This window comes from Actinoalloteichus hoggarensis (assembly GCF_002234535.1).
GTDB lineage: Bacteria > Actinomycetota > Actinomycetes > Mycobacteriales > Pseudonocardiaceae > Actinoalloteichus_A > Actinoalloteichus_A hoggarensis.
Genome location: NZ_CP022521.1, coordinates 3,043,267 through 3,067,075 on the forward strand (window position 1 = coordinate 3,043,267; position 23,809 = coordinate 3,067,075).

18 protein-coding genes are annotated in these 23,809 nt (G+C 71.7%); 10 read left to right on the forward strand and 8 right to left on the reverse strand.

Annotation, left to right across the window (positions count from 1 at the left end):
* Positions 1-43 precede the first annotated feature (43 nt).
* Together AHOG_RS13410 and def are read right to left on the reverse strand one after the other, a co-directional pair.
* On the reverse strand, positions 44-706 hold the full coding sequence (locus AHOG_RS13410) for an endonuclease V (protein ID WP_093941654.1): 663 nt from the start codon (positions 704-706) through the stop codon (positions 44-46).
* Positions 707-1,045: 339 nt separating this feature from the next.
* The gene (gene def / locus AHOG_RS13415) at positions 1,046-1,711 is read right to left on the reverse strand and encodes a peptide deformylase (protein WP_093941655.1); all 666 of its coding nucleotides are present in this window, start codon (positions 1,709-1,711) and stop codon (positions 1,046-1,048) included.
* A gap of 95 nt (positions 1,712-1,806) precedes the next feature.
* On the opposite strand from def, the gene AHOG_RS13420 reads away from it, so the two are divergent.
* Positions 1,807-2,472: a winged helix-turn-helix domain-containing protein gene (locus AHOG_RS13420; protein WP_093941656.1), complete on the forward strand. Its 666-nt coding sequence runs from the start codon at positions 1,807-1,809 to the stop codon at positions 2,470-2,472.
* A 196-nt stretch (positions 2,473-2,668) separates the two neighbouring features.
* Here AHOG_RS13420 and AHOG_RS13425 read toward each other — a convergent pair whose 3' ends face one another.
* Positions 2,669-3,388: an ArsR/SmtB family transcription factor gene (locus tag AHOG_RS13425; RefSeq protein ID WP_093941657.1), complete on the reverse strand. Its 720-nt coding sequence runs from the start codon at positions 3,386-3,388 to the stop codon at positions 2,669-2,671.
* Between the two features lie 281 nt (positions 3,389-3,669).
* Here AHOG_RS13425 and AHOG_RS13430 point away from each other — a divergent pair, with 281 nt between their 5' ends.
* The 5 genes from AHOG_RS13430 to AHOG_RS13450 all read left to right on the forward strand — a co-directional run bounded on the left by AHOG_RS13430 (position 3,670) and on the right by AHOG_RS13450 (position 12,690).
* On the forward strand, positions 3,670-4,479 hold the full coding sequence (locus AHOG_RS13430) for an isocitrate lyase/PEP mutase family protein (RefSeq protein ID WP_093941658.1): 810 nt from the start codon (positions 3,670-3,672) through the stop codon (positions 4,477-4,479).
* Between the two features lie 392 nt (positions 4,480-4,871).
* Positions 4,872-6,443, forward strand: a complete 1,572-nt coding sequence (locus AHOG_RS13435) for an MFS transporter (RefSeq protein ID WP_093941659.1) — start codon at positions 4,872-4,874, stop codon at positions 6,441-6,443.
* Between the two features lie 411 nt (positions 6,444-6,854).
* Positions 6,855-8,756, forward strand: coding sequence for an ABC transporter ATP-binding protein (locus AHOG_RS13440; protein WP_211290645.1), 1,902 nt, complete (start codon positions 6,855-6,857; stop codon positions 8,754-8,756).
* A 334-nt stretch (positions 8,757-9,090) separates the two neighbouring features.
* Positions 9,091-11,274, forward strand: coding sequence for a glycoside hydrolase family 65 protein (locus tag AHOG_RS13445; RefSeq protein ID WP_093941661.1), 2,184 nt, complete (start codon positions 9,091-9,093; stop codon positions 11,272-11,274).
* Between the two features lie 126 nt (positions 11,275-11,400).
* Positions 11,401-12,690, forward strand: coding sequence for an ABC transporter substrate-binding protein (locus AHOG_RS13450; RefSeq protein WP_245856735.1), 1,290 nt, complete (start codon positions 11,401-11,403; stop codon positions 12,688-12,690).
* 363 nt (positions 12,691-13,053) lie between these two features.
* On the opposite strand, the gene AHOG_RS13455 is transcribed toward AHOG_RS13450, so the two are convergent.
* On the reverse strand, positions 13,054-13,554 hold the full coding sequence (locus AHOG_RS13455) for a glycoside hydrolase family 25 protein (RefSeq protein ID WP_093941662.1): 501 nt from the start codon (positions 13,552-13,554) through the stop codon (positions 13,054-13,056).
* A gap of 1,043 nt (positions 13,555-14,597) precedes the next feature.
* On the opposite strand from AHOG_RS13455, the gene AHOG_RS13465 reads away from it, so the two are divergent.
* Positions 14,598-16,040: an MFS transporter gene (locus AHOG_RS13465; protein WP_245856737.1), complete on the forward strand. Its 1,443-nt coding sequence runs from the start codon at positions 14,598-14,600 to the stop codon at positions 16,038-16,040.
* Positions 16,041-16,075: 35 nt separating this feature from the next.
* Here AHOG_RS13465 and AHOG_RS13470 read toward each other — a convergent pair whose 3' ends face one another.
* Positions 16,076-16,765 (reverse strand): class II aldolase/adducin family protein, encoded by a 690-nt coding sequence (locus tag AHOG_RS13470; RefSeq protein ID WP_093941664.1) that lies wholly within the window; start codon positions 16,763-16,765, stop codon positions 16,076-16,078.
* The gene (gene otnK, locus AHOG_RS13475) at positions 16,762-18,033 is read right to left on the reverse strand and encodes a 3-oxo-tetronate kinase (RefSeq protein WP_093941665.1); all 1,272 of its coding nucleotides are present in this window, start codon (positions 18,031-18,033) and stop codon (positions 16,762-16,764) included. The genes AHOG_RS13470 and otnK overlap by 4 nt, the downstream gene beginning before the upstream one ends.
* A 218-nt stretch (positions 18,034-18,251) precedes the next feature.
* Here otnK and AHOG_RS13480 point away from each other — a divergent pair, with 218 nt between their 5' ends.
* The 3 genes from AHOG_RS13480 to AHOG_RS13490 all read left to right on the forward strand — a co-directional run bounded on the left by AHOG_RS13480 (position 18,252) and on the right by AHOG_RS13490 (position 22,044).
* Positions 18,252-19,634, forward strand: coding sequence for an NAD(P)H-dependent oxidoreductase (locus AHOG_RS13480; RefSeq protein WP_093941666.1), 1,383 nt, complete (start codon positions 18,252-18,254; stop codon positions 19,632-19,634).
* Positions 19,635-19,847: 213 nt separating this feature from the next.
* Positions 19,848-21,209 (forward strand): GntP family permease, encoded by a 1,362-nt coding sequence (locus tag AHOG_RS13485; protein ID WP_093941667.1) that lies wholly within the window; start codon positions 19,848-19,850, stop codon positions 21,207-21,209.
* A gap of 40 nt (positions 21,210-21,249) precedes the next feature.
* Positions 21,250-22,044: a DeoR/GlpR family DNA-binding transcription regulator gene (locus AHOG_RS13490; protein WP_093941668.1), complete on the forward strand. Its 795-nt coding sequence runs from the start codon at positions 21,250-21,252 to the stop codon at positions 22,042-22,044.
* A 28-nt stretch (positions 22,045-22,072) separates the two neighbouring features.
* On the opposite strand, the gene AHOG_RS13495 is transcribed toward AHOG_RS13490, so the two are convergent.
* Positions 22,073-22,840 (reverse strand): GNAT family N-acetyltransferase, encoded by a 768-nt coding sequence (locus AHOG_RS13495; RefSeq protein ID WP_093941669.1) that lies wholly within the window; start codon positions 22,838-22,840, stop codon positions 22,073-22,075.
* Between the two features lie 491 nt (positions 22,841-23,331).
* Entirely contained in the window at positions 23,332-23,796 is a 465-nt protein-coding gene (locus AHOG_RS13500; protein ID WP_245856738.1) for a MarR family winged helix-turn-helix transcriptional regulator, read from the reverse strand.
* Positions 23,797-23,809 lie beyond the last annotated feature (13 nt).

Here is a 23,809-nt window from a genome sequence, read left to right on the forward strand (position 1 = left end):
GTCCGCGTGCGCGGCCATCGCGGGTCGGCCGTCGCTTTCGTGATCAGCCTGCCCGGCCGAGGCGGTCGGCCGTGCGAGTGGTCTCCGGCAGTCGGTATCGCGGGGTGAGTCGCAGGACCAGCGCGCAGGCCGACTCGACGTCGACGCGGTGCCCGACGGAGACGAACACCGGCTTCACCCCCGGCCTGGTGCGCAGCGCCCGGCCGACCACCTCGCCGTCCAGCCGCAGCGGCGTCCACTCGCCCCGTTCCCGGCCGGGTGGATCGTAGGGGCCCAGAGAGTTCTTGCCGACGCCGATGCTCGGCAGGTCCGTGAGCACACCGAGATGACAGGCCAGCCCGAAACGACGCGGGTGGGCGAGGCCCTGGCCGTCGCACACCAGCACGTTCGGCGTCACTCGCAGCCGTTCCAGCGCCCGCAGCAGCGCGGGCGCCTCGCGGAACGCGAACAGCCCCGGCACGTAGGGAAACGACGTCGTGGCGTGGACCACGGCGCTGTCGAGCACCGTCAGCGTCGTGACGTCGAGCACGGTGACGGCGGCGACCAGTGCCCCGTCGTCGCCGACATAGGCGACGTCGAGGCCTGCGGCGGTGGCAGGCGCGCGGTCGAGGCCCGTCTGCCGGACCAGCGGCCGCAGGCGTTCCTGCACGGCGATCGCCTCGGCCTCCGTCGACGGCCACGAGTGGAGATCACGAACCCGGATCATCAGGGAATGCTAGGTGTGTGAACGGACGTCGCGACCGCGGCGTGGCCGCCGCCGCGGGTCGGTGGACGGGAGCTCGATCCGGCGCGTCGACGGCACGCCGAAGCCGCCGACGGCGAGAGCGGCCGGGTGCCCTGGTGGCGTGGCGAGGTGATCGCGGCCGCCGGACCGGGCCCGCGCCGAGGCCGTTCGGCCGCGACGATCGGCGTGCCCCGTTCACCGGGACACCAACCCCTGCCCGGCGGGTGCGACGCGGTCCGGCCCGAACGGCCTCCGGCACGGCGGCCGGATCGGGGGCCGGTGCGTCGACCCTGTTCGCGCGTGGACCCCGGGCGGGGAGGCTCAGCCCTTCAACGCCTCCGCGCGGGCGGCTCGCTCGGCGAAGATCTCCTCGCGTCGTTCGTTCATCTCCCGCAGTGCCGTCTTACGATCGCGGCCGGACAGCCGGTCGATGTAGAGCCTGCCGTCGAGGTGGTCCGTCTCGTGCTGGAGGCAGCGGGCGAAGAAGTCGTCCCCCGTCAACGTGAGGGGCTCGCCATGCATGTCCTGGCCGTGCACCACGGCCCGATCCGGCCGGGCCACCGTCATGAACGGGCCGGGCACCGACAGACAGCCCTCCATGCCGTCGGCCAGTCGCCGTTCCGCGGCGGGGATGTCCTCGACCACCGGGTTGGCGATGTGGCCGACGTGGCGGACACCGCTGAGGTCCGGGATGTCGTACACGAACAGTCGCAGGTCGACGCCGACCTGGTTCGCCGCGAGACCGACGCCCTCGGCGACGTACATCGTCGCGAACATGTCGTCGATCAGGCGAGCCAGTTCCGGCGTGCCGAAGTCGACGACGTCCTGGCAGGGCCGGTGCAGGACCTCTTCACCGACGACCGTCACCCGCAGCACCGAACCGCGGTCGGCCTCGGGGGCCCGACGCGGGAAGGCGCCGTCGATCGGCTTGCCCAGCACACGTACTCGGCGATCGACGGAGCGGGGACGATCCGAACCCACGGTCATACGACGAGAGCCCTCTCTGCGGGAGCGGCCCGGCGTGCTGTGCCAGTGGCCGCAGAAGTTGACCGGACGCTTTGCAAAGTAGCAGACTTTGCAAAATGAGCAGCGATGGCATCCTCGATTCCAGTCCGGTCGCCTCGGCACCCGCCGAGGATCTTCCCGAGCACGCCGTGCGAGTGGCGCTGCTCGACCTGCTGAAGGACGCCGAGACGATCACCGCGACCGAGGCCGCCAAGGCACTCGGCTACAGCTCCGGGCTGTGCTCTTTTCACCTGCGGAGCCTCGCCCGTCACGGTTATGTCGAGGAGGCTCCCCACGAGGGCGGCCGTGCCCGCCCGTGGCGACTGCGTGGCAGGGCCGGATCGCCCCGCCCCGCCTCGGCGGATGCGGCGTCCCGGGCCGCCGAGGACTCGGCCGCCGAGGACCGGCCCGACGGCGACTTCGGCGAGTTGGCCCGAGGACTGGAGGACGAGAGCCACCGCCGGTGGCTGGCGCACCGTGCGGCCGCGCCCCCGGACTGGCAGCGCGACGAGGCGTTCAGCTCCGTGGTGTACCTGACGCCGGAAGAGCTGGCCGAGCTGGGTGACGCCGTCCGGCAGCTGCTCGCGCGGTACCGCGGGCGCGACACCCGCGCCGAGATGCGACCGGAGGAGGCCGTGCCGGTGGCCGCCGTGATGCGCCTGTTCCCGCTGATCGCGGATGCGGAGGTCGAGGTGGGTGCCGCGCACGGGGGTGCTCCCGACATCGGTGGCCCCGGCACATGACCGGTCGCGGCGCGTCGGGCCGTCGCGGGCCGACGGCCGACGACCGCGCCGTACCCCAACCGCGGCGTACCGGCCGACTGGCCGACGGCTGGTCCGGACGAGAGGGCGCGGACGCCGCGGACCGGCGACGAGTCGAGTGCCCCGAGTCCGAGACCGCTCCTGAGCAGTCGCCTGCGGCGTGCGCGGTCCGCGGCGTTCAGAACAGTCCCAGCGCGTGGACGTCGAGCCCGAGCGTGTCGTGCAGTCCGGCTGCCCCGACGGCGGTCAGCCGCACGGCGCGGCCCGGCCGGACCCGCCGTATCCAGCCCTGTGCCAGCAGCCGTCCGCACAGGGCGGCGCCCGCACCGCCCGCCAGATGGGTGCGGCGCTCGGTCCAGTCCAGGCACCCGCGCACCACGGGCCTGCGGCCGGGGCGCAGCGCCTCCTCGGGCAGCGTCATGACGTCGACCAGGAACTCCCGGCCCGCCGGGGTGAGGGTGAGGCCGCCCGCGGTGTCGAGCAGCCGGGCGTCGAGCATCGACTCGGTGATCGACACACCGAGCGTCCCCGCGAGATGGTCGTAGCAGGTCCTGGCGAGGGCGGTCGCCGTCGCGGCCCGGACCGCACGCAGCCCGCTCGGCCGTTCCGGCTGCGGCGGAAGCCAGGCGACGAGGTCTTCGAGCAGGGCGGCGGTCGCAGGGCTCGCCAGTTCGACGTAGCGATGCCTGCCCTGCCGCCGTTCGACGAGCAGCCCGCCCGCTACCAGGCGGTTCAGGTGTTCGGTCGTGGTCGACGGCGCGACTCCGGCATGACGCGCCAGCTCCGAAGGAGTCCACGCTCGTCCGTCCAACAACGCCAGGCAGAAGGTCGCGCGAGTGCGGTCGGCCAGCAGCCCGGTCAGCTCCGCGAGCGCGCGACCACGATGGGCCGTGTCCATGCCCCCATCCTGCTCGACGACGCTTCGGCGACGGCCGAACCCGCGTGACCATAGTGTGCGTGATCGACGGCGGATCGCCGGGACGGCGACCGCGCGCCGGTCACGGCGGACCAGCCGTCGCGGACACGGCCGAAGGCGGTGGTCGGCAGGCCGAGCGTCGTCCCGGAGGAAGGCGGGCGGCGAGACTCCCGCGGATCCCGCCGTGCGCCGTGCGGTTCGATGGCGAACCTCGGCGGACACGGCGCCGGGAACGGCTTGGAATCGAGACCACGGGAGGCGACATGAACGGCAGCGAGGCGTTCCGGGTGTTCCGCGCCCTGCATCACGGGCCGACGCCGCTGCTGCTGCCCAACGCCTGGGACCACGCCTCCGGCGCGGCGCTGACCGCGGCCGGGTTCTCCGCCGTCGGCACCACCAGCCTCGGCGTCGCCGCCTCGGCGGGGCTGCGGGACGGCCGAGGCGACACCCTCGCCGAGACCGCGGCGCTGGCCGCGGTGCTCGTGGAGCTGCCGGTGCCGATCAGCGTCGACATCGAGGCGGGCCTGCACACGGAGGCGTCCGACGTCGCGGACTGGGCCGCCGAACTGGCCGAATCGGGGATCGCGGGGATCAACGTGGAGGACGGCCGCCCCGAGGGCCTCGCCGCCGTGGAGAGTCAGTGCGCACTGATCGCCGCGATCGCCGACCGCGCCCCCGGCCTGTTCCTCAATGCCCGCGTCGACACGCACTGGCTGGTCGCCGAGCCGCCGTCGGTGGAGGCGGCATTGAGCAGGGCTCGCCGCTATGTGGCGGCGGGTGCCGACGGGATCTTCGTGCCGGGGATCACCGAACCCGCCGACATCGCGCTGCTGGCCCGAGAACTGTCAGTGCCGCTCAACGTGCTCGCCGTACCGGGCGGCCTCGACGTCAGCGGCCTCGCCAAGCTGGGCGTGCGGAGGATCAGCACCGGATCGCTGCTCTTCCGGACCGCCGTGGCGGCGGCCGTCGACACGGCGACGGCTCTGCGCGAGGGCAGGCCGATCGACTCGGCGGCCTACTCGTACGCCGCGCTCGATCGGTTCGCGGCGCGGCGCGGCCGCCCCGAGCGGTGATCACCGCGCAGGGCTCGATGCCGGCCGGCGTATCCCGGTCCTCGGCGAGGGCGGGTGCGACCGGCCGAGGCGTCGTCGTCCGGCGATCGTCGACATGCCGAGTGGGAGTCGCAGGCGACGACTCGGCGGGCGGATCGGCTCGCGGTCGTCTCCGGATCCTCACCGCCGGGCAGCCCTACCGGGTATGACGTGCCGGGCGTGACAGCCGCCGGGGCGCTTCCACCACGCCGTCGCTCGGCGCGGCCGGGCGACGGCGGTGATCATGTCGGTCCCCGCTTGTAGCGTCGGAGATCGCCCGAACCGCCCACGCCGCTTGACCTGAATTAATGTTGAGGTTCTAGCGTCGGTCTCCACGCCGCGGCACCGGTCCGCGCGGAGACGAAGGGAACGTCATGACGCACGCACCGCCGTCGGCGGGCACACGGGAGTGGCTCGGCCTCGCCGTGCTCGCTCTGCCCACGCTGCTCATAGCGATGGACATGACCGTGCTGCATCTCGCGGTGCCTGCCCTGACCGCGGACCTCGCCCCCAGCGGAGCGCAGCTGCTGTGGATCATCGACGTCTACGGCTTCCTCGTCGCGGGCCTGCTGGTCACCATGGGCGCTCTCGGCGATCGCATCGGTCGACGGCGACTCCTGCTCGTCGGCGCCACCGCCTTCGCGCTGGCCTCGGTGCTGGCGGCGTTCTCCACCAGCGCCGAGATGCTCATCGTGACCAGGGCGCTGCTCGGCGTGGCAGGCGCGACCCTGATGCCCTCGACGTTGTCGCTGATCCGAGTCATGTTCGAGGACGCGGCGCAGCGGCGAGCGGCCATCGGCGTGTGGATGACCTGTTTCATGGTGGGCACGGCCATCGGCCCGCTCGCGGGCGGTGTGCTGCTGAACAGCTTCTGGTGGGGCTCGGTGTTCCTGCTCGGTGTGCCGGTCATGGTGCTGCTGCTCGCCGTCGGGCCGTTCCTCCTGCCCGAGCAGCGCGACCGGGGAGCGGGACGCCTCGATCTGATCAGCGCGTCGTTGTCGCTGGTCGCGATCCTGCTCGTGGTCGGAGGGCTGAAGGCGCTCGCCGAGGACGGCCTCGGCTGGCCGCAGCTCGCCGCGTCGACGGCGGGCGTCGCCCTGGCGATCGTCTTCGTGCGACGCCAGCGCGGCCTCGCCGACCCGCTGCTGGACCCGAGGCTCTTCCGCGTCCCGGCGTTCTCGGTCTCGGTGACCGCCCAGTTCCTGGCGATCTTCGCGATGTCGGGCGTACAGCTGCTCGGCGCGCAGTACCTCCAGCTCGTGCTCGGACTCTCGCCGTTGCAGGCCGGGCTGTGGACGGTGCCGTCCGTGCTCGCCTCGACGGCGGGGACGCTGCTCGTCCCGGTGATCACCCGGCACGCCCGGCCCGCACCGGTGATGGCGACCGGGCTGGCCCTCGCCGGGATCGGCGGCCTGGTGCTCGCGAGCATCGACACGGCAGGCCTGTCGATCTACGTCCTCGGCTTCATGCTGATCGGGCTCGGCCTGGGACCGACGATGACCCTCGCCACCGATCAGATCATCGGCGCGGCGCCGGCTCGCCGCGTCGGCGCCGCCTCGGCGATCTCCGAGACCGGCGGTGAACTCGGCGGCGCGCTGGGAATCGCCGTGCTCGGCAGTCTCGGCGGCGTCGTCTATCGGTCCGCGATCGCCGACGGGCTGCCCGCCGGCCTTCCCGCGTCGGCGGCGGACCCGGCGCGGGAGACGCTCGGCGGCGCGGTCGCCTCGGCGGGACTGCTGTCCGGGGACGAGGCGGCCGCGATGCTGGAGGCCGCTCGCACAGCCTTCGTCGACGGGCTGCGCGTGGTCGCCACGACCAGCAGCGTGATCATCATCGGCGTCGCCGTCCTGGTGGGGGCCCTGCTCCGTCGTAGTACGGCCTCGGCGGCGCCCGCACTCGAGCCGAAGGCGTCGGAGGCCGTCGAGCGGGAGCCGGACCCGGCCTGACCACACCCGGCGAGAGCGACGCAGACCGGACGGCGCCGCCGCACCCGTGGAGTCCGCGAAGTCCGACAGGAAGCCACCGGGAAGCCGACAGACCGACGACGAGCGGCACGGACCCGCGGGTGCCCGATCCGTCCGAGATGGAGGAGGCATCCGCCCGTCGGGCAGGACGCCCGGCTCGCGCCCGCCGGCCTTCGAGACGGCCGGACATCGGACTCGTACAGACGGACGGAATACGTTCCGGATCGTCCGACTCCGGCACGGACGGCTCTCCGCTACTCCGACGGCCCGTCCGCCGCGGGGTGCGTTGTCGGCGCGATAGGCGATCCTGCAAGTCCACCACCGCCGCGGGCGAGCGCGACCGTAGCGATCACCCATCACCGTCCCCGAACCGATCAGGAGCCCGCCATGAGCATGGAGACCACGGCCTGGCACTCGCTGTACAGCGTGACCAGAGCCGAGCGCAGCGACCGCAAGCCCTTCTCCGCCGCCACCCTGCGTCGCATCGGCGGCTTCGCCCGACGACATCGCCGCCGCCTCGTCCAGTTCCTGGTGCTCAGCATCGTGACCGCGGTGCTCACCGTCGCGACCCCCGTGCTCGCGGGCCGAGTCGTGGACGCCATCGTGCGGAGCGAGCCCGCCGACGTCGTCGTGTGGCTGGCGGTGCTCATCGCGGGCATCGCCGTCGCCGAGGCCGGGCTGCGGCTCGTCGTCCGCTGGCTGTCGGCGAGCATCGGCGAGGGTCTGATCCTCGATCTGCGCACCAGCGTCTTCGACCACGTGCAGCGGATGCCGGTGGCCTTCTTCACGCGCACCAGGACCGGCGCCCTGGTCAGCAGACTGAACAACGACGTCATCGGCGCGCAGCGCGCGTTCAGCGACACCCTCTCGGGGGTCGTCGGCAATCTGGTGACCCTGGTGCTGACCTTAGTGCTGATGCTGGGCATCTCCTGGCAGATCACCCTGCTCTCGCTGGTGCTGCTTCCGGTGTTCGTCATCCCGGCCCGTCGGATGGGCGCCAGACTGGCCAGACTCCAGCGGGAGGCGGCGGCCCACAACTCGGCGATGAGCACGCAGATGACCGAACGGTTCTCGGCACCGGGCGCCACCCTGGTGAAGCTGTTCGGCAGGCCTGCCGACGAGTCACGCGAGTTCGCCGACCGTGCCGCCAGAGTGCGGGACATCGGTGTTCGACGAGCGATGGTGCAGTCGGTGTTCGTCACCGCGCTGACCCTGGTCTCCGCGCTGGCATTGGCGTTGGTCTACGGCCTCGGCGGCTACCTCGCGTTGGCGGGGAGTCTGGACGCGGGGGCCGTCGTCACGCTCGCCATGCTGCTGACCCGGCTCTACGCCCCGTTGACCGCGTTGGCGGGCGCCCGTGTCGAGGTGATGAGCGCTCTGGTCAGCTTCGAACGGGTCTTCGAGGTGCTCGACCTGAAGCCGTTGATCGCCGAGAAGCCCGACGCCCGCCCGGCGCCGGAGGGGCCGGTGTCGGTGGAGTTCGACAAGGTGGGCTTCGCCTATCCGGCGGCGGACAAGGTGTCGTTGGCGTCACTGGAGGAGGTGGCCGCGCTCGACTCCCGGGGCGGCGTCCAGGTGCTGCACGACGTGTCCTTCCGAGTCGAGCCGGGGCAGCTGGTCGCCCTGGTCGGTTCCTCCGGCGCGGGCAAGTCCACCATCGCCTCGCTGCTGCCCCGCCTGTACGACGTCGACGAGGGCGCGGTCCGGCTGGCGGGCGTCGACGTCCGCGATCTGACCGCCGCCGGGATCCGACAGACCCTCGGACTGGTCACCCAGGACGGACACCTCTTCCACGAGTCGATCCGCGCGAACCTGCTGTTGGCCCGGCCCGAGGCCGAGGAGGCCGAACTGTGGGAGGTGCTGCGGCGGGCACGGCTGGAGGAGCTGGTGGCGACGCTCCCGGACGGACTGGACACGATCGTCGGCGAACGCGGCTATCGGCTCTCCGGCGGTGAGCGCCAACGACTGACCATCGCCCGCCTCCTGCTCGCTCGCCCCAAGGTGGTGGTCCTCGACGAGGCCACCGCGCACCTGGACTCCACATCGGAACAGGCCGTGCAGGAGGCGCTGACCGAGGCCTTGGCGGGCCGGACGTCCGTGGTGATCGCTCACCGACTCTCCACGGTCCGTGCCGCCGATCTCATCCTGGTCATCGAGGACGGCCGCGTGGTCGAGCGCGGCACCCACACCGAGCTGCTCGCCGCGGGCGGCCGATACGAGGAGCTGCACCGCACCCAGTTCGACCAGACCGGCGGCGAACAGGCCGAACTGGACGAGGCCCGGCCCGTCGGCTGAGGCCGGCCCTCGGCGGCCGCGGCGGGGCGCCTCCGCCGGCATGCCGAGGTCCGACGGGAGACGCGATCACGGCCGGGCGGGCTCCTTCCGCCCGGCCGCGGCCGTCCTGCTCAGCGAGAACCGGCCCGAATGATCGGGCCGGAGTGGACGCCGGGCCCGCGGTCGAGCGGCCCCGACCTCGGCGCCGATCGCGGGTGATGTGATCGCGACCACTCTCGGCCGCATCCGGTCAGAGTGGTGGTCGTCACGTCGGCGTCTTCCTACTGTCACCAGGCAGGGCAGCACGACGGGGGACGACGACGTCCCGCCGATCACGCGCACCGAGGGAGATCGCATGGTCAACCGGAGATCGGTACTGCACGGTATGGGCGGCACACTGGCGGCCCCGCTCGCGGCGCGGGTGCTGGCGGCCGAATCGGAGGGCCGAGTCGCCACGGCCGAGAACGGCGCGGACGGCGTGGAGCGCATCGACCGGCAGGCCCTCGTCTCGCGCCACGACCTGCACCGCACCAGCGACGACACCGAACTGCCCGTCCAGGTCGGCAACGGTCGCTTCGCCTTCGGCGCCGACATCACCGGGCTCCAGACCTTCGCACCGTTCGCCACGATGGCCGACTGGGGCTGGCATTCCGACCCCCTGCCGCATGGAAGGCGCGTCGAGGACTATCGCGGCACGATCTGGGACACCTACGGCAGGCCGGTCTACTACTGGACCGGGGACGAGGACCAGCCCGAACTGCACCACTGGTTGCGGGAGAATCCGCACCGCGTCAACCTCGGCCGCATCGGGCTGACCCTCACCAGGGCCGACGGGACGCCCGCGTCCCCGGACGACCTCACCGAGACACGGCAGCACCTGGAACTGTGGACCGGGCGGCTCCGCAGCCGGTTCCTCTTCGACGGCCGTCCCGTCGAGGTCGAGACGACCTGCGATCCCGAGACCGACGCGGTGGCGGTGCGTGTCACCTCGCCACTGATCCGACTCGGCAGGCTCGCCGTCTTCCTGGACTTCCCCTACTCCACCGCCGCGGGACAGGACAAGTTCTCGGCCCCCTACGTGGGCTTCTGGGACCGTCCGGACGACCACACCACCGAGCTGCGTCGCCGAGGCGCCCGCCGTGCCGTCATCACCCACCGACTCGATGAGACCGTCTATGCCGTCGACGTCGCCTGGCGAGGCGCCGCCCGGCTGACCAGGGATGACGACCGGCTACACCGGTATCACCTGGCGGGTGGACGGTCGGAGACGCTCGCCGCCACCGTCCTGTTCACACCGGAGCCCGCCACGGCGCCCCCGCCGACGGCGGACGCGGTGGAGCGGGCGAGCGCCCACTGGTGGCCGAGGTTCTGGCGGTCCGGCGGGGCGGTCGACCTCGCGGGCTCCGCCGACCAGCGGTGGCGGGAACTGGAACGGCGCATCGTGCTGAGTCAGTACCACCTGGCCGTCAACGAGGCGGGCGGCGAACCGCCGCAGGAGTCGGGCCTGGTCAACAACGGCTGGTACGGGAAGTTTCACACGGAGATGTACTGGTGGCACGCGACCCACTACGCCCTGTGGAACCGGTGGCCGCTGCTGGACCGCAGCACCGACATCTACGAACGGCTGCTCCCGTCGGCGCGGGACCGGGCGGCCGAGCAGGGCTTCGCGGGCGCCCGCTGGCCCAAGATGACCACCGCCGAGGGACGGGAGTCGCCCAACATCCCCACCGCGCTGCTGATCTGGCAGCAGCCGCACGTCATGTTCCTGGCCGAACTGGACTATCAGGCACATCCTCGACGCGACACCCTGCGGAAATGGCAGGAGGTGCTGTTCGCCACCGCCGAGTTCATGGCCTCCTTCGCCCACCAGGAGTCCGAGGGAGGCCGCTACGTCCTCGGACCGCCGGTGATGACCGCCAATGAACGCAACGACTCCGCCACCACGTCCAATCCGGCCTTCGAGCTCTCCTACTGGCGCTTCGGGCTGCGGGTGGCTCAGCAGTGGCGGGAGCGACTCGGCCTCGGCCGCGAGCCGCACTGGGACGACGTCCTCGCCAACCTGGCCCCGCTGCCGGTGCAGGACGGCCTGTACGTCCTCTACGAGGGCGTCGAGGACATGTGGACCGTCCACAACACGAATCACCCCGACCCGATCGCGCCCTTCGGGATGCTGCCCGGCGACGGCGTCGACGTGGAGATCATGCGCGCCACCGCCGAACAGGTGTATCGGACCTGGCCGGTCGACGACCTCTACAGCTGGGACTTCCCGCTGCTGGCGATGAACGCCGCGCGACTGGGCGACCCGCGGCGTGCGGTGGACTTCCTGCTGCACGAGCGCTTCGGGTTCACCGAGACCGGCCTGCCCGCCAGCGGGAAGTCCGGGGTGCCCTCGCCCTACTTCCCCGGTGCGGGCGGCCTGCTGTACGCCGTCGCGATGATGTGTGCGGGCTGGGGCGACGGGCCCGCCGGCGCCGCGCCCGGCTTCCCCGACGACGGCCGCTGGACGGTGCGGTGGGAGGGACTCGCCCCCGCTCTCTGACCATGCCTCGGCGGAGCGAGCACGTCGACGTCGCCCATCACGCCCTTCCGCGTCGTGTCGTGTCGTCGGCGATCGCTCGCCCCGTCGGAGTCGACGTGCCCAGTCCGGGCCGGGAGAGGACGGAAGATGAGTGTGCGACGACAGCCGCCGACCACGCGCGGCCGCGCGGCCGCGACGATGCTGGTGGCGGCGATGCTGCTCACCGCGTGCGGTGGTGATGCGACCGACGGCCGAGTCGAGCTGCGGTTCACCTGGTGGGGTGATGACGAACGGGCACGGGTCACCGAGGAGGCGATCGCGTTGTTCGAGGAGCGGCATCCGAACATCACGGTGAACACGTCGTATGCGGCGTTCTCGGGGTACTTCGAGCGGTTGGCGACCGAGGTCGCGGGCAACAACGCTCCGGACGTGATCCAGATGGACTACGCCTATCTGCGGGAGTACGGGGATCGGGGTGTCCTTGCCGATCTGCACGAGTTCGACGAGGATCAGCTGGGCACCGAGGGGATCACGCCGTTGCTGGCGCGGTCCGGGGAGATCGACGGGAGTCTGTACGCGCTGCCGATGGCGCAGAACACGCATGCGTGGGCGTATGACGAGCAGGCCTGGACGGAGTCCGGGGTGCCGCTGCCCGAGGCGGGCTGGACGTGGGAGGACCTGCTGAGCAGCAGTCAGGCGCTCACCGAGTCCACCGACGGCGAGCGCTACGGGACCACCGACTTCGGCTGGTCCTGGGAGACCTACCAGGTCTGGCTGCGTCAGCAGGACAAGGACCTCTACACCGACGCGGGCGAGATCGGCTTCACCTCCGACGACCTGCGCACCTACCTCGAACTCCTCGACGAGTTCCGCACCACCGAGGCCGCCACCCCCGCCACCATCACCTCCGAGATCGACGGCGCCATCACCAACTCCCCGCTGGCCATGTCGGACGCCTACTCCGAGTTCGCCTGGGACTCGGCGACGACCACGTTCTTCTCGGTGATGCCCGAGGGCGTCGACCTGGCGCCCATGCCCAGGACGGAGGGTGGTGAGCGCATCGGGCAGTTCGCCAAGCCGGGCACGCTGATCAGCATCGCGGCGAACAGTGATCACCCCGAGGAGTCGGCCGCCCTGGTCGACTTCCTGCTCAACGACGTCGACGCCGGACTCATCCTCGGCACCTCCCGAGGCATGCCCGTCAACGACGACGTCCGAGCAGCCGTCGGAGCCGAACTCGACGGCCCCGACCAACTCGTCTACGACTACGAGGAAGCCCTCGCCGACGAACTCGAGGAACCCCCGTCCGCCCCGCCACCGGGCAACAGCGCGCTCAAACGAGAATGGCAGCGACTCAACTCGGTGATCGGCTTCGGACGACTGTCCATCGACGACGCGGTCGAACAGTTCATGGAACGCGCCGAACAGGAACTCTGAGGCCTGACGGGACCGCCCTCGCGAGTCGGTTCACGTATCCGCGTACCGCGTCGGCGAAGTACGGCCGGGTCTGGTTCGGGTCTCTGTGCGACGGCGGTTTCACCATTGCCTGCCGCGGCTCGGCAGGCGGGCGCGACCTGCGTCGTGACCGACGGCCGGCATTCGACGCCACCGCGGAACAACGGCCGGACGATCTCCGCCGACCGGCGGACCTCGCGTCGCCCACCGTGCCGCGGGCCCGGGCCTGTCTAGCCCAGCGTCAGGTCTCCGACGCCGACGTCGCCGAGGGTGACATTGCGATCGACGCCGCCCGGGATGCCCGCCACGCTGCCCTGGTTCGTGTACTGATGCAGCGCCAGCCGATCATGCGACCAGCCGGGATCGCCGGGGGGCGTCGTTGAAGCGGGCGATCCACAGGAACACCTCCTCATCGGCCCAGTCGTCCGGCCGCAGCACGTTCTGGAACCAGTCGAGGCTGGAGTACACCAGGATCGGCCGGACGTCGGACGCCTTGCGGAACTCGGCGATGAAGTCGCGGGTGAGCGCGTCGGCGTCGTCGCGCAGTTCCGCGGCCTCCACGTCCAGCATGGGCAGTAACGAGCCCTTCTCCAGCAACCCGTTCTCGCGGAGATGGTGCACGAAGTGGGCGACCTGTCCGGGGACGTCGCCCGGACGGGCGAAGTGATACCCGCCGGTGGCGACCCCCGCGTCACGGGCATGCGGGACGGTCTTCGCCGCCTGCGAGTCGACGTGCCCGGTTCCCTCGGTGACCTTGTGTGAACAGAAGACCACTCCGTCGTCGTGTACCGCGCTCCAGTCGTCGACGGCGTTCCAGTGAGAGAGGTCTATGCCCTGGTCTGCCATGAGGCTCCTCGCAATCCTAGTGGGTGAATGACGGCATCCGGCACTCCGACGTCGGCACGACCACGCCACGGCCGCGGTATGAGCCGGACCGGTACGGCAGGCGGCGACCAGGTCACAGGCCTGTCGACACCCGGGCACGCGGTCCCCGTCGGATCGGAGCCGCGCCTCGGGCGTCCTGCCGAGGTGACCTGGCGTCGCGCGCGGACTCCTGGATCTCGAATGACGAACCGCCGAGCCGGACCGTCACTTATTGCAACGATTATGTAACTGAGAGGCGAAGTCAACGCCCGGCTGTCGAATTGGCACGAGCGTGGAGTCGGCGGCGGCGGTGGTCACGATGTGTGTTCGCTACTGTCGCCGGTGCCCCCGCCCCGACTACTTCGTCCGGGTGGACGCGGTCAGCGGCTCGGCGCCGACGAGACGGCGCCGAGCGAGACGGGACGGGACGCGCAGGCGTTGCCGCCGCACGGTGACCTCGCGGCGGAGCCGGATCGCACCGCGAGGCGGCCCGAGCCGATCACGCCGCCCGCGGATCGCGGACGCACCCGCGGCGAGGCATCGGTCTGTCGGCTTCCGCCGCGCGCGGGATCGGCGGGGGCGGAGAAGGCCTTCCCGTTTCGGTGACCCGACGGCGGCATTCCGGTTTCACACGCCGATTCGGGGAATTCGTATGCGGTGATGGCAATTCCTGAATTGAAGGCCGCCTCTCGCGGCGCGGCCGTTCGCGCTGTCGATGGTGATCAGTGGGTGTCCTATCGGGTCCGGCGGGAGTCGGCGTGCCCGAATGCCGGATCTACCACGGGTTTCGGCAGGCGTGGCCTCGGTTGTCGGGGACGTCGCCTGCCGGGCGTCCCGGCGAGCCTGCCACGTCCGTAGGACAGGCGGTGGCGACGGTGTGTATTCGCGAGCCGGCAGCGGCGTCGATATCGCGGGTTCTGCATATGACACCTCAATAAGACCTGTGACACCGTGTCATGGACAGCGGAGAAAGGCGGAACAGCGGTGATGACGGGTTCCGATTCGGACGGGAAAGAGGTGACAGGGTGCTGACGGCCGGTACATCCGCCACCCCCGCCCGGCAGGCGGACACGGGAAGGGCGGTCGAGGACGCGGCGAAGCCTCCCGAGGGGACTGCCCCCGTCGGCTCGGCCTTCGAGAAGGCGGCCCCCGAAGAGACGGCCGCCGCACGGACGAACCTCGACGGGGTGACCTCGGACCGGACGGTTCCCGAGACGACATCCCCGGCCGAGACGCTTCCCGCCGGGCAGACGAAGTCGGAGTCCTCCCCGGTCCCCGGTGATCTGCGGATGGCCGGACTGCTGTGGCCGGTGTTGGTCGCCTCGGCCGTCAGCCTGCTGCCCTTCACGGTGTTCAGCACCTACCTGGTGGCCATCGCCGCGCATTCGGACAGCAGCGTGGCGGCCATGGGCGGGCTGCGCGGTCTCGGCGGACTGGCCTCGCTGGTGGTCGGCGCCCTGCTCGCGCCCCTGATCGACCGGGTGCCTCGGGAGCTCGCGGCGGCGGGTGCGCTCGCCCTGCTGGGCCTGTCCGCGGCGCTCGGTGCGGTCGGCCACTTCCTCGCGCTGTCGGCCTTCTGCTTCCTGATCGGGGCGGCGACCTCCGTGCTGAGCCCCGCGCTCGCCACCGCGGCGGCCGATCGGTTCACCTCCGACGCCGCCTCCGGGCGGGCGGCGACGCTGGTGACCGCGACCCAGTCGCTCGCCGCGATGCTCGCGGCGCCGCTGATCGTGGCGCCCGGCCTGATCTGGGGCTGGCAGGGCAATCTGCTGGCCGTCGCCGTCGTCTCGATGCTGCTGGCCGGTCTGTTCCTCGTGCGATCGCGCCGGAGCAGACCGCCGGCGGAGGTCGGACCGAGGCTCGGCTACCTGGCCTCCTTCCGCGCGCTGGCAGCCCTGCCGGGGGCCGTGCCCCTGCTGCTCATCGCCGCACTCCGCACGGCGGCCTTCATGGGCTACCTGGCGTACCTGGCACCGTTCTACTCCGAGCGGTTCGCCTTGGAGCCGGGCCCGTTCGCGTTCGTCTGGACGCTCAGCGGCGCCGCGTTCTTCGTGGGGAACCTGTTCACCGGCAGGCTGGCGAACCGGATCGGCTCGCGGCTTCCCGCTGAGCGGCTGCTCGCGGGGGGACTGCTGGCGGCGTTCCTGGCGATCTCGGGCTTCTATCTGACCTGGTCGCTGCCCGTGGCGCTGCTGTTGACCGGACTTCTCGGCGCGGCGCACGCGGTCGTCGCGGCGTGCGTGGTGAGTCTGCTGGTCCGGCGGTGCCCCACGCTGCGCGGCACGGCGCTCACGATCAACGCGGCCGGGATGAGCATGGGCGTGTTCGTGGGCGCGGCCCTCGGCGGCGCGGGTCTCGGTCTGGCGGGATATCCGGGTGTCGGCGTGGTGCTGGGCGGTCTCACCCTGGCTGCCTTCATGATCAGCCTGTGGGTGCGGACACCCGACCCGGCGTCCGCACCCGGCTGACCGCTCGCGCGGGCGTCGGCCGCGAGCCTCGGGACTCAGACCGCGGGCGCGCCCGCCGACTGGTCGTCGACTCCGAGGTGGGTCCACGGCGACCGGTAGCGTTCGGTCAGCTCGCGAACCTCGGCGGGAGTCAGTGTTCGAGGCCGTCGGCCGCCCAGCGCGAGCAGCAGCCGCGCGGTCTCCTCGATCTCGACGGCCATCGCGACCGCGCGGTCCATGCTCGCGCCGCCGACGACCGGGCCGTGGTTCTGCAGCAGCACGGCGCGGAACGGGAAGTCGAGCGACTCGATGCCCCGTGCCTGATCCTGGTCGCCCGGTGCGGCATAGGGGATCAACGGGAGCTGGCCGACGTTCATCACGAAGTAGGGCGTGACGGGCGGCATCGCGCTGTGCCGCGACCAGGCGGGCAGGCAGGAGTAGGCGGCGGCATGCGTCGAGTGCAGGTGGACCACGGCCCGCACCTCGGGGTCGCGGCGGTAGAGGGCCTGGTGTAGCGGAAACTCCTTGGAGGACTTCGGCCCGGACACATGGGCCCGATCCGCCGGGCACTCCAGGTCCAGCACGGACAGCTCCTCCACCGACAGCGCGCCGAGTGAGACGCCGGTCGGGCTCATGTGGACCCGGTCGCCGTCGCGGACGCTGAGGTTGCCGGAGGTTCCGGGGCTCAGGCCGAGTGCGTCCAGCCGGCGTCCGGCGTCGACGAGGGCGTGGCGGTGGTCGGTCACGCGAGTCGCTCCCAGCTCGAGGTGAAGATGTCCTCGTCGCCGAAGTTCCCGGACTTCAGCGCGAGATTGACGACGGCGCCAGCGCGGGTGGTCCCCGCCGCCCACGAGACGCCGGGGGACAGGCTCGCGCCGAGCCGCAGTCGGGTGACCTCCAGCGCGGTGAGCACCGTTCCGGACGTCTCGCCGCCCGCGACGACGAGTCCGCCCATGCCGTGTTCGGCGAACCGGGCGGCGCAGCGGCCCAGCGCGCGTTCGACCAGCACGGAGGCGGCCTCGCCGCCGTCGGCGCGCGGCGGTTCGACGTCGGCGAGCGAGTCCACGGCATAGACCAGCACCGGGCGTGCGGCGTCCTCGGCCCAGCGGGCCCGCGCCCACTCGACGACGGCGGCGACCTCGGCGTCCAGGTCGGTCCGCAGCGCCTCCAGGTCCAGCTTCCACCACGGCAGCCGGTTCCTGGCGTGGGCCACCTGCGCGCGGGTCGCCGCCGAGGCACTGCCCGCGAGGACGGCGCGGTGACCGCCGACGACGGGGATCAGCTCGGCCCGCTCGACGGGCGCGTCGGCGCTCGTCGCCGTCCCCAGGCCCAGCGCCAGGCCGGAACCGCCGGTGATCAGCGGCAGGTCGCGGGTCGCCTCGGCGATGACCCGGAGGTCGGCGTCATCGATCGCGTCGACGACCACCAGCGGTCCGCCGTCGGCGAACTCGGCGTCGAGGGCGGCCCGCAGCGCGTCGGGTCCGCGCCGGACGGTCTGGTGGAACACCTCGCCGACGGCGTGCCGAGTCTGCGGTTCGAGCAGCAGGCGCACGCGAGACTCGGTCATCGGGGTCAGCGGGTGATGTCGCATGGAGCTCTCGTCGAGCAGGTCGGAGCCGACGAACAGGCGTCCCTGGTAGACGGTGCGTCCGGTGGCCGGAAAGGCCGGTACGACGACGGTGCCGGGCGTGTCGAGATCGGCCAGCAGGGCGTCCATGACGGGGCCGATGTTGCCCTGCGCGGTGGAGTCGAAGGTCGAGCAGTACTTGTCGTAGATCCGTTCGCAGCCGAGGTCGAGCAGGGTCCGCAGCGCCGCCCGCGCGGTGGTCACCGCCTCGGCGACCTCGGCCGTGCGGGTCTTCACCGCGATCACCACGGCGTCGACGTCGGCGGGCACGTCCTCTCGCGCGGGGACGCCGAGTGTCACCACCGTGCGCAGCCCGCGTGCGACGAGATTGGTGGCGAGGTCGGTCGCGCCGGTGAAGTCGTCGGCGATGCCGCCCAGCACGGGCATGCGACCTCCTTGGTTCTTCTCGTGAGTGTGGGCGGGTCGGGGTGTCGCACGTGACCTCGCCTGGATGTGAAGAAATGATACACATGTTGACTTCGCTGTGAATCCGAGGTTAGTTTGCGTTCGTTGTTGCGTCGTGGCAGCAGTCTCACGGGTCTGTGCACGCCGCGAAGTTCCACTCGCACTCGGGTCACGGCGACCGGGCAAGCACAGGAGAACCCATGAATCACGAGCTGCTGTTCGCGGCGACGGTCGAGAGGACCGTCACCTTCGCCCTCACCGGGGCCAAAGGCGGCTTCGCCCGCACCCTGCTGGCCCAGTCCCGCGTGATGCCGGGGCTCACCCCCGCGGTGCTGTGCGACCTGGACGTGCCGGGGCTGCGGGCGCTGTGTCGGGAACTGGGCTTCGACGAGGCGGACCTCGTGGTCGCCGAGACCCCCGCCGAGGTCGCCGCCGCGGTGTCCCGAGGCGCGGTGGCGCTGGTCGCCGACGTCGCGCTGCTCACCGCCGCCCGGTACGACATCCTCGTGGAGGCCACCGGCAACCCCGCCGTCGGCCACGCGGCGGCCAGGGCCGCCCTCGTCGACGGCAGGCACGTCGCCATGGTCAGCAAGGAGGTCGACTCGGTGGCAGGCGTCTCGCTCGCGGCGCTCGCCGAGCGTAACGGCCTCGTCTACACCACCGCCGACGGCGACCAGCCCGCCAACCTCATCGGACTGCACAGCTGGGCACGGGTGCTGGGCCTCGAGATCGTGGCCATCGGCAAGTCCGGCGAGTACGACCTCGTCTTCGACCCCGCCACCGGGCGCGTCACCCAGCTCGACGAGACCGTCGACGCCCCGGCCCTCGGCGACCTGCTGACCCTGGGCGAGGACGTCCCCGCGACCCTGGCGGCCAGGGCCGAGGCGGTGGCCGGGCTCCAGCGCAGCGCCACCGCCGACCCGTGTGAGATGGCCGTGGTCGCCAACAGCACCGGCTGCGTCCCCGACGTCGAGACGCTGCACTACCCCGTCGTCCGCATCGCCGAACTCGCCGACGTCTACGCGTCGCGCGAGGATGGCGGCGTCCTGCGTCGATCGGGCGTGGTCGACGTCTTCAGCGCCCTCCGCCTGCCCGGCGAGGCCAGCTTCGCGGGCGGCGTGTTCGCTGTCGTCCGGACCCACGATCCGGTCACCTGGGCCACCCTGGCGCAGAAGGGCCACGTCCTCAGCCGGAACGGGCGCTACGCCTGCGTCTACCTGCCCTATCACCTGATGGGCGTCGAGACGCCCATCACCCTGCTCTCGGCCGTCCTGCACGGCCGGCCCTCCGGCGGAGCCGCACCGCGGCAGCACGCCGTGCTCGCGGGTCGGGCCCGCCGCCCTCTGACGGCGGGCACCGTCCTCACCATGGGCGGGCACCACCACGACGTCGACGGCGTGGCCGCAGTGCTGCTCCCCGCCGACCGGACGCCGGCCGCCACCGCGCCCCTCTACCTCGCGGCGGGGGCGACCCTCTCCCGCGACGTCGCCGAGGGCGAGCTGATCACGCTCGACGACCTGACCGGCCACGACGAGGGCCTCCTCGCGGCCTGGCACGACGGACTGGCCGTCAGCGGCCGCTGAGCACCCCGCGGCGACCGGTCCGTCGGCGACCGCGGCGAGACCGTCGCCCCGCCGCCGGGGCCTGTTCCGGCCGCGGCTGATCGAAGGCGAGCGCGGGAGACCGGCCACGTCCGTCCACCGGCCGGCTCACCCCGGGCCGACCCCATCACCGCATCTCCGTCGCGTGCTCCGCCCTCTCCGGGGTCCAGCACCGACACAGTCGAAAGGCGACCCATGTCCGACGTCTACACGCTCGTGGCGTTCGGCACCGCGATCCTGTTGTTGGTGCTGATGATCGCCCGGTTCAAGGTCCACCCGGTGCCGACTCTGTTCGTCATCGTCACCGCGCTCGGCCTTGCGCTGGGCATGGGCGGCCTCGGTACCATCGAGATCATCACCGAGGGCTTCGGCTCGACGTTGGCCAGCGTCGGACTGCTGGTGATCTTCGGCTGCGTGCTCGGCAAGATGCTCGAGCTCGGCGGCGCCGCGCTGCGCATCACCGAGGAGGCCGAACGGCTGCTTCCCGGCAAGAAGCTGCCGTGGGGCATCGCGCTGGCCTCGATGGTCATCGGAATTCCGTTGATCGCCGACACCGTGGTACTCATGCTCATCCCGATCGTGTCGGTGATGGCGCACCGGACCGGCATCTCGATGATGAAGCTCGGTCCGATCCTCTACCTCGGCGCCTACGTCTTCACCTCCACGATGCCGCCCGGCCCCGGCCCGCTCGCCGCGACGTCGCTGCTCGGCGTCGAGATCGGCCAGGCGCTGCTGTGGGGCTTCGTCGTCGGCTTCCCCGGCATCCTCGTCGCCACCTTCTACCTGCTGCGCACGAAGACCCACGTGGACCCCAAGCCCGAGTACATCGCCGACCTGGGACTCGGCTCCTCGGGCGCGGGCGGCACCGGCGACGGCGTCGACACCAGGCCGAAGACCAGCCTGACGCTGTCGCTGATCCCCGTCCTGTTCCCGATCAGCGTCATCATCCTGGCGTCGTTCCTGGTGCCGGTGCTGGGCGAGGAGTCGACCGGCGGACAGGTGCTCGGCTTCCTCGGCGAGCCCGTCGTCGCGCTGTTCCTGGGCTGTGTCTCCGCGCTCCCGCTGTTCGGGCGTCGCTGGCATCGCAAGGAGGTGCTCTCCGACGTCTTCGAGCAGGGCCTCAAGCTCGCGGCCATGCCGATCGCGGTCACCGGCATCGGCGGGGCGCTGGCTCAGATCATCCGGGCCACCGGCGTCGCGGAGAGCGTCGCGGGCGGCATCGAGACGGTGGGCATCTCGCCGATCTTCGTGCCGTTCCTCGTCGCGGCGGCGGTCTGCACGATCACCGGATCGAACATTCTCGGCGTCATGACGGCGGCGGCCATCATGCAGCCGTTGATCGAGACCCTCGGCCTCTCGCCCCTGGCGGTCTACCTGGCCTGCGCCACCGGCGCTCAGATCATGAAGCACGCCAACTCCTCCGGTTTCTGGGTCACCACCACGTTGTCGAACATGACCGTGGGCCAGGGGATCAAGTCGATCGGCGTCGCCTCGGTGCTCTCGGGGATCACCGGGTTCATCGTGCTGAACGTCCTGCTGGCTCTGGGAGCGGTCTGATGATCCCTGTACCGTCAGGCACGCGAGGGAGGTCTCGATCATGGCCGAGGAGACGCCGTTGATCCCGGATCAACGACGTGAACTGCTGCTCAAACACCTACGAGGTCAGATGGTGCTGAGCGTGCACCAGCTCACCGAGATCCTCGGGGTGTCGCACATGACGGTGCGTCGCGACATCGCCGCGCTGGAACGGGAGGGTCGTGCCTTCTCCGTTCCCGGCGGCGTGCGGATCGCCAGTCAGGTCCGGCAGGAGCCGAGCTTCATCGACAAGTCCATGACCGAACGACCGCAGAAGCTCGCGATGGCCGGCGAGGCGGCGCGGTTGCTGCGGGACGACGCCACCGTGTATCTGGACGCGGGGACGACCATGCTGGCGATGGTGCCGCACGTTCTGGAGCACACGGGCATGACGGTGGTGACCAACGACTTCTCCGTGGTCGACGCGCTGGTGGGCCGCCCCGAGGTCGAACTGATCCACGTCGGCGGTCGGATCGAGCATGCCAACCGCTCCAGCGTCGGACGGCTGGCGGCCGGGACGCTGGAGCAGCTCTCGCTGGACCTGGCGTTCGTCTCGACGAGCTCGTGGGATCTCCAGCGGGGTGTCACCACGCCCTCGTCGGCGAAGGTGGAGGTCAAGCGTGCGGCGATGGCGTCGGCCTCCGGCTCGGTGCTCGTGGCGGGCAGCCCGAAGTACGGCACCTACGGGATGTATCGCATCGCGGGCCTGCGGGACTTCGACGCGATCATCACCGACGACGGCCTGGCCGAGGCCGCGGCCGCGGGCATCCGGGACCTCGGCATCGAACTGGCGCTGACGGCGCCGAGCGGTGACTGACCGTCCGGCACGGGCGACGCCGACGTGCTCAGATCCGGGTCGGCCGCGCACGCCGGGGTGAGCCGTGCTCGCGGAGGTCGACCTTCGCCGAACGGCCGCCGCCCACGACGTCTCGAGCCCGGCTCGGGCCGCCGTTCCTGGCGATGAGGACCGCGGCGTGGGCCGACCAGCCGAGGGTGGAATAGAGGGCCTCGCCGTCCGGGCTCGCCACGAGCAGGCCGATCGTGGCGCCGCGGGCGGCGGCCTCTCGGCTCAGGGCCGTCATCACGGTCGAAGCCAGTCCCCGTCGTCGATGCGCAGGGCGGGTCTCGACGGCATGCGCCACGGCGTCGCCACCGGTCAATGCCATGAGTCCTCGGGCGGCCGTCGTCCGCGACGGATGCCGGACGGTCGCCTCGATCACCGAGCCGGTCAGTGACACCGCGCTCGTGTAAGGCTCGGGGACGGTGTGTTCGTGGCGGGCCCCGTCGAGTCGCGTCGTCATGAACGTCTCGTTGCCCGCGTCCATCGCCAGTCCTGCGTCGGCGAGGACGGCCGCGACCGCCTCGGGGTGTCGGGTGGGCACGGTAAGCCAGTCTCGGTTCGGTGAGTAGGCCGTCTCCTCGGCCAGCGCACGGACGGAGTCGAGGTCCTCGTCGGCGTGCAGCGCGATGATCTCGGTGTGCCGGTCCGGCTCGCCGTGCCGGACGTGCAGTCCGCCGCGTGCCTCGTCGGCGGGCGGCAGATCCCGTGCGATGCCCCACCCGAGCTGCCAGCGGCGGACCAGGCCGGACAGGGCCGGTGTCGGTGCGTACATGTCGTAGAGACAAGCACGTCGGCCTGACATGGCGACGGTGTGCCGTACTGGGCCGACGGCTGCCCGGTCACCGCCATGGCGCTGGAGATCCTCGGGCGGGCCCCGACATCCAGCGCGCCTGCGGAACTGGCAGGACATCGTGGCCGACCGGCTGATCGCCGACGGACTCGAACACGCTGGAGGGCGCCGAGGCGACGGCCCCGGTGCGTCGCGAGGAGGAGCGGCTGCTCGTCGCGGGCCACCACCTCGCCCGGCTGGGCAGGTGTGTCGGTAGCGCCTCGACGAGGCGGCCTACGACACGATCGCGGGTCCGTGCGGTCGGCCTGATGCCGCGCCCCGCCGGGCGTCGGAATCGGTCGGCCCGGCGCGCGACGTCGCCGGCGTGCCTGCGGCGCAACCGGTCTGGTCGGGCGGCCCGATCGACGGTGACCGTCATCGCCTGTGCCGTACCCCTGTGGCCGATGCGGTGCGTGCCGGGGCAGGGGTCGGGCTCAGGACGGGCCGGGCCGGGGGTCCAACGCCGAGGTGACGTCGGCGAGCGCGTCGAGCTGCTCGGGGCTCAGCCGGTCGAACAGCATGCGCCGTACTTCGCGGACGTGGCCGGGCGCGGCGGCGGCCAAAGCCGCGAAGCCCTGGTCGGTCAGGCTTGCCAGCACGACGCGGCGGTTGCGGCGGTCTCGTCGCCGGGCCACCCAGCCGCGTGCCTCGAGTCTGCTCACGGCATGCGAGAGCCTGCTGGGGGAGGAGCCGACCTCGGCGGCCAGCTTCGTCATCGACGTGCGTCGCCCGTCGCACTCGGAGAGGGCGACCAGGATGTGGTAGTAGGCGTGCGGGATGCCGGCGTCCCGACGGAGCTGCTGATCCAGTGCCTCATGCAGCGTCTGCTGTGCATGGAGGCAGGAGCGCCAGATCTCCTGCTCGCGTGGGCTCAGCCACGCCACCGCCCCGGTCATCATCCCAGCTTACAAA